This is a genomic window from Caulobacter sp. CCH9-E1 (assembly GCF_001556515.1).
In the GTDB taxonomy this organism is placed as follows: domain Bacteria; phylum Pseudomonadota; class Alphaproteobacteria; order Caulobacterales; family Caulobacteraceae; genus Caulobacter.
In genome coordinates, this window is sequence record NZ_LSJA01000324.1 from 1 (window position 1) to 8988 (window position 8988).

The following is an 8988-nucleotide window of genomic DNA, read 5'->3' on the forward strand; positions in this document are numbered from 1 at the left end:
GTGAAAGCGCTCCGGCCGTCGCCACCGGCGATGGCGTGAAGGAACCGCTGAACCGTCGTTCGACGATCTCGATCAACTTCTAAGATCGACGACGACTGTAAGACTTGGGAGGGCCCGGCGGCGACGCCGGGCCCTTTCTCTTTGGGTGTTATCGGGCTTGGGGGCGCGGTGGCGAGGCTGTAACACCGCCTGATGCTGACCGATCCGCTGTTCTACGCCGTAGCCATTCCGGCCGTGATCCTGCTGGGGCTCGCCAAGGGCGGGTTCGCCGGGATCGGGGTGGTGGCCGTGCCGCTGATGGCCCTGGCCGTGTCGCCGGTCATGGCCGCCTCGATCGTTCTGCCGATCCTGTTGATCCAGGACGTGGTCAGCGTCTGGGCCTTCCGCAAGAGCTGGGACAAGGGGCTGCTGCTGCTCATGCTGCCCTCGGCCGCTGTCGGCGTCTTCCTGGGCTGGGCCCTGGCGGCCTTCGTCAAGGAGGCGGCGGTCGAGCTGGCGGTGGGGGTGATCTCGGTCGTCTTCGCCCTCCAGCGCCTGTGGGCCGAGCGCGCGGTCAAGGCCGCCGAGCAGGTCGAGGCGACTCCCGGTCGGCCGTGGCTGGGCGCCCTGTGTGGGGCGGCGGCGGGCTTCACCAGCCAGATCGCCCATGCTGGCGGTCCGCCGTTCCAGATCTATGTCCTGCCGCGCCGCCTGTCGCGCGACGCCTTCATCGGCACCAGCGCGATCTTCTTCGCGGTCGTGAACTGGATGAAGGTCCCGGCCTATGTCGCGCTGGGCCAGTTCACGCCCGAGGTCCTGGCCACCGCCGGTGTGCTGGCGCCGCTGGCCGTCGCCTCGACCTGGGCCGGCGTCTGGCTGGTGCGGCGCGTGCCGGCCGAGGGCTTCTACAAGGTGATCTACATCCTGCTGGTCGTGGTCGGCGGCAAGCTGGTCTTCGACGGCGCCCGCGGCCTTTTGGCCTGACGCGCGTTTTCGTGGCCGATCGTGTCGTCGCCGCCCTTTCCCGGCCATAGTGATCGACGCTTATATGTCACGGAACGAACTTACCGTTCGGGCGTACTGCATCCGGACAGAGCGGAGCCATGGATACGACCACCCAAACCACCGGTCTCGTCGCGCGCGAGCCGGCGGCGACACACTATCCGACGCCGGCGGCCAAGTGCGCGGACCTGATCGTGCACCTGGCGGGCTTGGCCTGCGCCCTGCTGGGCGGCGGCATCCTGCTGGGCCTGGCGTTTGGTCTCGGCGACCTCAAGCAGGTGGCGGCGGTCAGCGTCTACACCGTGGGCCTGATCCTGATGCTGTCGCTGTCGACGGCCTATAACTTCGCGAAAGCCCGCTGGCGCCCGCTGCTGCGCCGCTTCGACCACGCCGGCATCTTCGTGATGATCGCGGCCTCCTATACGCCCTTCACCACCCAGAACCTGCACGGCTGGTGGGCGATCGGCATGACCTCGGCGGTGTGGACCGTCGCCACGGTCGGCGTGCTGGCCAAGCTGTTCCTGCCGGGTCTGGACAAGCGCTTCTGGGTCGGCCTGTACCTGGCCCTCGGCTGGCTGGTGTTGGTCGCCATCAAGCCGATGATCGACGGCCTGTCGTGGGTGGCCCTGCTGCTGCTGGCCATCGGCGGCCTGGTCTATTCGACCGGCACCGTCTTCTACCTGATGCAGCGTCTGAAGTTCCGGCGCGCCATCTGGCACGGCCATGTCATCGGCGGCGCGGGTCTGCACTACGCCGCCGTTCTGGTCGGCGTCGTGCTGTCGAGCGCCCGTTAAGGCGTGGAGAGCGGCGTGGACAAGGATCTTTCCGGCAAGGCCAGCCTGCAAGGCTTCTTCCGGAACGATCCGCTGCGCGGCAAGCGGCTGCCGGCTCCGCCCAACGACCGTCATGTCGAGGCCGTCGGCTTCCCGGGCGTGCGCCTCAGCGTCGACCAGGCCGACGACGCCCTGCGCCAGGCCGCCGACCGGCTTGCGCCCCTGCGCTCCCTCCTGGGCCGCGACGAGTTCAACATCCTGGCTCTGTCTGGCGGCGCGGCCGGCGGCGCCTATGGCGCGGGCGTGCTGACCGGGCTTTCCAAGGCCGGGCGCCGCCCGGACTTCGCCATCGTCACCGGCGTCAGCACCGGCGCGCTGATCGCGCCGTTGGCCTTCCTGGGCTCGGCCTGGGACGAGCGCCTGACCGACGCCTATGTCGGCGGCCACGCGGCCGAGCTGCTCAGCCTGCGCCGCCTGAACTCGGCCCTCGGTCCCAGCATCTTCAAGGGCGAGTCGCTGGACCGCCTGGTCGAGACCTTCGTCGACGCCGAGATGGTCGAGGCCGTCGCGGCCGAGCACCTGAAGGGCCGCCGTCTGCTGATCGCCACCACCAATCTCGACAGCCAGCGCGCCGTGGTCTGGGACCTCGGCGAGATCGCCACGCGCGGCGGCGAGGACGCGCTGAAGCTGTTCCGCACCCTGCTGGTCGCCTCGTCCTCGGTGCCGGGGATCTTTCCGCCCAAGCTGATCGACGTCGAGGTCGACGGCCGGCTTCACCAGGAGATGCACGTGGACGGCGGCGTCGCCGCGCCGCTGTTCCTGATGCCCGACGCCCTGCTGCATTGGCGCAACCTCGGCCCCCGCTTCCGGCGCGGCCGGGTGCATGTGATCGTCAATACGGTGCTGGATCCGGCCCCCCAATCGACCCCGCCGGGCGTGGCCTCGATCATGAGCCGCAGCTTCGACACCATGCTGCGGTTCTCGTACCGCCAGGCGCTGAGCCTGGCCGCCGGCTTCTGCACGCGCCACAACCTGCCGCTGTCGGTCGCCTCGATCCCCGGCAGCTTCGAAGGCTTCAACCTGCTGAAGTTCGAGACCGAACTGATGAAGCGGATCTACGACGCGGGCGTCGAGCAGGCGATGGCCGGAACCGCCTGGACCAGCGCGGTCGAGGAGCAAAGCCTGTGGCGCGGCCTGTTCAAGAAGCCGCTGGCCGTCTCGCCGGCGGCGGGCACGGGCGTGATGATCCGCGAGGAGCCGGTCAGCGCCGGCGCGCAACTGGAGCCCTAGGGGGGCTGGGCTTGGTCGCGATGCTCTCGGTGGGCGACCAGTAGAAGCGCGCGTAGTGGAACAGTCCATCCGAATCGAGGCGGACAAGCACGATAGGCGCGCCCTGTTCGTGGATGACGGGTTCTGACCCGATCAGGTCGAACCGGTAGTTCACCGTCGCGAGAAGGCGCGCTGGCGACCATCCCTTTTGTGGGAGAGGTTCGGCCACCGCGATCTGAGTTTGATCAGCCGCTCCGCATCGCCAGGCGCCGACGAAGCGGCCGCGCGCTTCCACGCCGCTGAGTAGCTTGCAATCCTTCAGCATCGGCGCGGCGGCTGCTGTGGGCTGGCTGGCTGGAACATGCCACGCGCGCTCGGCCTCTTCCGGCGAGGCCGGCGGCGCGAAAGTCAGGCCATCGATATGGCGCAGGTCCCCCCGCACCGACCAGTGGAGCACGCGGCCGTCCGCCAGCCGCGCCGATTGCGTGCGCACGAGCGTTTTGATCTTCAATCCGCGCAGCGCGGGCGTTGCGACGATCACGCCGTCCAGGAAGTGGATCACGCCGCCACGCTCTACGACCAGGTTCACTTCCGCGGGCGTGATGTGTTTCGGTGGATTGATTTCAGCCAGCATGGTCACCGCGCTTGATCGGGGCGGCATCCAGGCGGCGCCGAGCAGGCGCGCATGGTGCTCCCTACCGTGGCGGCGGTCCAGGCGCGTCGAGCTTCGGCCCGGCCGCTAAGCCTTCTTCAGATACCGCGCGCGCAGCTTGGCGACGTTCGGCGGGTCGGCGCGGAAGTCGGACGCCAAGCCCAGGCGCGCGTTGCACGAGGGGCAGCGGACATGGTCCTCGTCGGCCAGCTCGGCCGGCGGGTCGAAGCGCGTGCCGCACGGCTTGCACTTCCAGTCGCCCACCGGGGCGGGCGGCGGCGGCGGCGGCGGCGCGGCCGACGGCGTGAACACGGTGGCGCGGGCCGACGGCTTGACCATGCGCTCAAGCGGCGGCGGACCGCCAGGCGCGGCGACGCCGCTCTTGAGGCTCAGGGTCTTGCGGCGCGGGGGCTCGCTCTCGCTCATGGTCTCGCTGGGGCAGTGGACAGGTGGGGCGCTTGCTGCATGAAAGCGGCCGGAAACACAAGCCCAATAGGCGCTCTGGCCCCCGTTCTGGTCTCTACCAGTGGGGCTTCAGGCTGAACGACAGGGCCACGACGTCGTCCTTCTGCGTCGCCAGGCCCATGATGCCTTCCTTGGCCCTCATCTCGCGGTGGATGTAGCCCAGCGAGGCCTGCATCGGGCCCTTGCGCCAGGCCACGCCGGCCTGGCTGTCGCCGATCAGGCGGCTGGTCGCATCCTGGGTGAGGCCCGCCCGGCTCCAGTCGCCGTTCTGGCCGCGCAGCATGTTGAAGCCGACGGCCCGGCCGCTGGCGGCGGCGTAGATGTACCAGCGCCCCCGGTCGCCGAAGGCCGTATCGCCTTCGCGCACGCCGAGCGCATCGGTCACCCGGTCGCCCATGTTCTTCTTCTTGCCCAGGCGCACCGTGGCGCCCGCCTCGGCCGAACCGCCGGCGCCGCCGAAGCCGAGGCCGGCGTGCGGGGTGACGTCCAGGGCATACTTGCGGCCCGCCAGCATCACCGCCGAGGGCCAGCCTCGCGTCACGGTCACGTCGACCTCGCGCAGCTCATAGGCGTCGGGGCGGGAGAGGGTCAGCGGCGCGTAGGCGGCGGTCGGCGCGGAGCCGGCCATCGAGACGCGCACGGAGTCGATCGGGCCGCCCGGCTGGGCCTGGTGGCTGAAGGCGTTCGAGCGCCAGCTGACGGGGCCGACGCCCTCGTAATAGCGGTCGGTGTCGAGCAGCCGGACGTCCCCGCCGGCGGCGGCCGGGGGCAGGGCGAAGCCGCCCTCCAGGGCCAGCTCGATCGCGTCGCTGTCATAGGCGATGAAGCCGGCGGCGGGGTTCAGGGGGCGCAGGCTTTCCGGCTTCACTTGGAAGCTCGGCGTGGCGGGGGCGGCGTGCTTGTCGACGGGCGCCTTGCCGGCCTTCTGGGCCGCGCAGGCGCTTCCGGCATAAGCCAGTCCCGCGGCCAGAACGGCCGTTAGACACAGGACGGTTCGCTCCCCAGCGGTCCGCATCCCCGGATTCCCCAATCCTAACGGAGGTCCAGCCTACGCGCTTCCGGCGGTCTGTCCACCGTGACGAAAGCGCACGTCGTGAACCGCCCGCGTCGTGATCAGGTTCCGGTCGCCCGAAACGAAAACGGCGGCGCGATCCGCATCGCGCCGCCGTTCTGGTCTTTAGAGGAGGCCAATCAGCCTTATTGGCAGGCCAGGCACTCGTCGTAGTCGGTCTTCTCGGGGACGTCGAAGCCCTCGGCGGTCTTCTCGGCCTTGCCCTCGGCGCCGGCGTAGGCCGCGCGTTGCACCGACTTGGAGCGCAGGTAGTACAGCGACTTCACGCCGCGTTCCCAGGCGGTCCAGTGCAGCATGTGCAGGTCCCACTTGTCGACATCGCCGGGCAGGAAGACGTTGACCGACTGGCTCTGGCAGATTTCCGGCGTCCGGTCGGCGGCCAGTTCGATCACCCAGCGCTGGTCCAGTTCGAAGGCGGTCTTGTAGACGTCCTTCTCGTCCTGGCTCAGGAAGTCCAGGTGCTGGACCGAGCCCTCGTGCTCCAGGATCGAGCCCCACACCGTGTCGGTGTTCTGGCCCTTCTCCTCGAGCAGCTTCTCCAGATAGGGGTTCTTCACCGCGAACGAGCCCGACAGGGTCTTGTGGGTGTAGATGTTGGCCGGGATCGGCTCGATGCCCGCCGACGTGCCGCCGCAGATGATCGAGATCGAGGCGGTCGGGGCGATGGCCAGCTTGTGCGAGAAGCGCTCCGTCGAACCGCGATCGGCGGCGTCGGGGCAGGGGCCCTTCTCCTCGCCCAGCTTGATCGAGGCCTTGTCGGCCTCGCGGCGCAAGTGCTTGAACATCCGCATGTTCCAGCTCTTGGCCAGGGCGCTCTCGAACGGCACGTTCTGGCTTTGCAGGAACGAGTGGAAGCCCATCAGGCCCAGGCCCACCGAGCGCTCGCGCATGGCGGCGTAGGCGGCCGAGGCGGCGGCGTCGGGCGCGCGGTCGATGAAGTCCTGTAGGACGTTGTCGAGGAAGCGCATGACGTCCTCGATGAACGTCGGGTGGTCGCGCCACTCCAGGAAGGTCTCGGCGTTGACCGACGACAGGCAGCAGACGGCGGTGCGCTCATTGCCCAGGTGGTCCGTGCCGGTGTGCAGCATGATTTCGCTGCACAGGTTCGACTGGCGCACCTTCAGGCCCAGCTCGCGCTGGAACGACGGCATGGCGTTGTTCACGCTGTCGGAGAAGATCAGATAGGGCTCGCCGGTCTGCAGGCGCAGCTCCAGCACCTTCTGCCACAGGGCGCGGGCGTCGACCTCGCGCAGGACCTCGTTGGTCTTGGGCGAGCGCAGGCCGAACTTCTTGCCGTCGCGCACCGCGTGCATGAACTCGTCGGTGATGTTGATGCCGTGGTGCAGGTTCAGGGACTTGCGGTTGAAGTCGCCCGACGGCTTGCGGATCTCGAGGAACTCCTCGATCTCCGGGTGGTGGATGTCGAGATAGACGGCGGCCGAGCCGCGGCGCAGCGAACCCTGCGAGATCGCCAGGGTCAGCGAATCCATCACGCGGATGAAGGGGATGATGCCCGAGGTCTGGCCTTGGCCCTTGACCTTCTCGCCGATCGAGCGGACGCCGCCCCAGTAGGTGCCGATGCCGCCGCCGTTGGCCGCCAGCCAGACGTTCTCGTTCCAGACGCCCAGGATGCCGTCGAGGCTGTCGTTCACGGCGTTCAGGAAGCAGCTGATCGGCAGGCCGCGATCGGCGCCGCCGTTCGACAGCACCGGGGTGGCCGGCATGAACCACAGGCGGCTCATGTAGTCATAGACGCGCTGGGCGTGGTCGGCGTCGTCGGCGAAGGCCGTCGCGACGCGCGCGAACATGTCCTGATACGACTCGCCCGGCAGCAGGTAGCGGTCTTCCAGCGTGGTCTTGCCGAAGTCCGTCAACAGAGCGTCGCGCGAGCGGTCGACCTGCACCTTGCGGACCAGGGCCAGCTGCGGGCGCTTGGCGGGCTTGATCGCCGCCAGTTGCGCCTCTCTACGGATGGTCGTCTTCGCCGCTTCACTGCCGTTCATGACCAAATTCCATTGCTCAATCAGCGTGTTCCGGAGAAGGGGTTAACCCTGCCCAGCCGCTATATCTTGTGGCCGAGGAGCCCCCTCAGCCCAGATATGGGGCCACAGTGGTGAATGACTCGTCAACGGTGTCGGGGCGAGTTTTTCGTTAACAAGCTGTGAACGGCTGGAACTTGTGAGGCAGGATCAAGGGGTTGCGGAGGCGAACTTTTTTCACCCGCGACGGACGGTCGCAAGGCGTCCCTGAAGCTCCGTCCCCGGACTCCCGCGTTCGCTCACAGAGGCGCCCACAAGATATGGGGTCGGTAACGTTAATCCGCGCCATCCCGGCCCTCGGCGACCGGGATGGCGCGGGAGAGCGGGCGCTAGCCCAGCATGACCTCGGCGATCTGCACCGCGTTCAGGGCCGCGCCCTTGCGCAGGTTGTCGCCGACGACGAACAGGGCCAGGCCGTGCTCGACCGTCGGGTCGGGACGCACCCGGCCGACGAAGACCGGGTCCTGGCCGGTGGCGGCCAGGGGATTGGGCACGGCGTCCACGACGACGCCCGGCGCCTGGCCCAGCAGCGCCAGCGCCTCGGCGACCGAGAGCGGACGTTCGAACTCGGCGTTGATCGACAGCGAGTGGCCGGTGAACACCGGCACGCGCACGCAGGTGCCCGAGACCGGCAGGCCGGGGATCTCGAGGATCTTGCGGCTCTCGTCGCGCAGCTTCAGCTCCTCCTCGGTGTAGCCGTCCTCGCCCAGCACGTAGTTCAGCGGCACGACGTTGTAGGCCAGCGGGACCGCCCACTTGCGGGGCTCGGGCAGGGGGGCGGCGTCGGGCGAACGGGCCAGGCCGTCCAGGTCCCCGGCCGCGCCGGCGCGCAGCTGCTCGGCCAGGACCTCGATGCCCTCCATGCCGCCGCCCGAGGCCGCCTGGTAGGTGCTGACGGTCAGGCGCTTCAATCCAGCGCGGTCATGCAGGGGCTTCAGCACCGGCATGGCGGCCATGGTGGTGCAGTTGGGGTTGGCGACGATCCCCTTGGGGATGTTCGAAAGGGCGTGCGGGTTCACCTCGGCCACCACCAGCGGCACGTCCGGGTCCGAGCGCCAGGCCGAGCTGTTGTCGATCACCACGGCCCCGGCCGCGGCGGCCTTGGGGGCCAGCTCGCGCGAGGTCGAGCCGCCGGCCGAGAAGAACACGATGTCCAGGCCGGCGAAGTCGGCGGTCGCGGCGTCCTCGACCACGATCTCCCGGCCCTGGAAGTCGATCTTGCTCCCGGCCGAGCGCGCCGAGGCGAACAGGCGCAGGGACGCCAGCGGGAAGTCCCGCTCGGCCAGCAGCTCGCGCATCATGCCGCCGACGAGGCCCGTGGCGCCGACGACGCCGACGTGGGGCGGATTGGAACGGGAAAACTTGAAGCTCACGGGTATGCGTCTCCTGAAAGTGCGGAGCGCGGGGAGCTTTAAGGTCTCTGGTGATGAGAGCCGCCCCGCGCATCGGCGGGGCTGGTAGCGGGATGCTCGCTAGTACGCGCGCACGCCCGACCACGCCCCGCCGAGGCGGGTCGTTTTCGGGGTGGTAATTTTGGTCGCGCGGACTTGCATCGGCGGGGTCAATAGCGAGGAAGCGCGGCCGCGTAAAGAGCGGTTTGGGGAATGGGGTTGCGGCGGGGGAGGTCTGCGACGCGCGCAGGGGCATGAATGTGCCGCGAAAGCGCTTCTGGTCTACACTTCCGTGTCATCCCGGCCGCAGCGCGTAGCGCGGAGAGCCGGGACCCAGGGGCGGCGC

General features: G+C 69.1%; 9 protein-coding genes. 4 read left to right on the forward strand and 5 right to left on the reverse strand.

Annotated features, from left to right (window positions below):
• From AX690_RS23050 to AX690_RS18560, 4 genes are all read left to right on the forward strand, one after another.
• Window positions 1-83: hypothetical protein (locus tag AX690_RS23050; protein WP_369798228.1), on the forward strand; the 83-nt coding region annotated here is incomplete at its 5' end.
• A 109-nt stretch (window positions 84-192) separates the two neighbouring features.
• Window positions 193-963 carry a sulfite exporter TauE/SafE family protein gene (locus AX690_RS18550; RefSeq protein WP_066680573.1) on the forward strand — a complete coding sequence of 257 codons (771 nt, stop codon included), beginning with the start codon at window positions 193-195 and terminating at the stop codon, window positions 961-963.
• Between the two features lie 119 nt (window positions 964-1082).
• Window positions 1083-1775 carry a hemolysin III family protein gene (locus AX690_RS18555; protein WP_066680575.1) on the forward strand — a complete coding sequence of 231 codons (693 nt, stop codon included), beginning with the start codon at window positions 1083-1085 and terminating at the stop codon, window positions 1773-1775.
• A gap of 15 nt (window positions 1776-1790) precedes the next feature.
• Window positions 1791-3044: a patatin-like phospholipase family protein gene (locus AX690_RS18560; protein WP_066680578.1), complete on the forward strand. Its 1254-nt coding sequence runs from the start codon at window positions 1791-1793 to the stop codon at window positions 3042-3044.
• Here AX690_RS18560 and AX690_RS18565 read toward each other — a convergent pair.
• The 5 genes from AX690_RS18565 to AX690_RS18585 form a co-directional block, all read right to left on the reverse strand.
• Window positions 3016-3657 carry a hypothetical protein gene (locus AX690_RS18565; RefSeq protein WP_066680580.1) on the reverse strand — a complete coding sequence of 214 codons (642 nt, stop codon included), beginning with the start codon at window positions 3655-3657 and terminating at the stop codon, window positions 3016-3018. The two genes, AX690_RS18560 and AX690_RS18565, sit on opposite strands and share 29 nt — an antisense overlap.
• A gap of 105 nt (window positions 3658-3762) precedes the next feature.
• Window positions 3763-4101 (reverse strand): hypothetical protein, encoded by a 339-nt coding sequence (locus tag AX690_RS18570; RefSeq protein ID WP_066680585.1) that lies wholly within the window; start codon window positions 4099-4101, stop codon window positions 3763-3765.
• Between the two features lie 94 nt (window positions 4102-4195).
• Window positions 4196-5155 (reverse strand): lipid A-modifier LpxR family protein, encoded by a 960-nt coding sequence (locus AX690_RS18575; protein ID WP_066680586.1) that lies wholly within the window; start codon window positions 5153-5155, stop codon window positions 4196-4198.
• A gap of 182 nt (window positions 5156-5337) precedes the next feature.
• Complete coding sequence (locus AX690_RS18580; protein WP_066680589.1) at window positions 5338-7221, reverse strand: ribonucleoside-diphosphate reductase subunit alpha; 1884 nt, start codon at window positions 7219-7221, stop codon at window positions 5338-5340.
• A gap of 359 nt (window positions 7222-7580) precedes the next feature.
• Entirely contained in the window at window positions 7581-8624 is a 1044-nt protein-coding gene (locus AX690_RS18585; protein ID WP_066680591.1) for an aspartate-semialdehyde dehydrogenase, read from the reverse strand.
• Window positions 8625-8988: the final 364 nt, after the last annotated feature.

Coding starts and splice junctions, on each gene's coding strand:
- AX690_RS18550 (WP_066680573.1), top strand. CDS start 193: ATGCTGACCGATCCGCTGTTCTACGCCGTAGCCATTCCGGCCGTGATC.
- AX690_RS18555 (WP_066680575.1), top strand. CDS start 1,083: ATGGATACGACCACCCAAACCACCGGTCTCGTCGCGCGCGAGCCGGCG.
- AX690_RS18565 (WP_066680580.1), bottom strand. CDS start 3,657: ATGCTGGCTGAAATCAATCCACCGAAACACATCACGCCCGCGGAAGTG.
- AX690_RS18570 (WP_066680585.1), bottom strand. CDS start 4,101: ATGAGCGAGAGCGAGCCCCCGCGCCGCAAGACCCTGAGCCTCAAGAGC.
- AX690_RS18575 (WP_066680586.1), bottom strand. CDS start 5,155: ATGCGGACCGCTGGGGAGCGAACCGTCCTGTGTCTAACGGCCGTTCTG.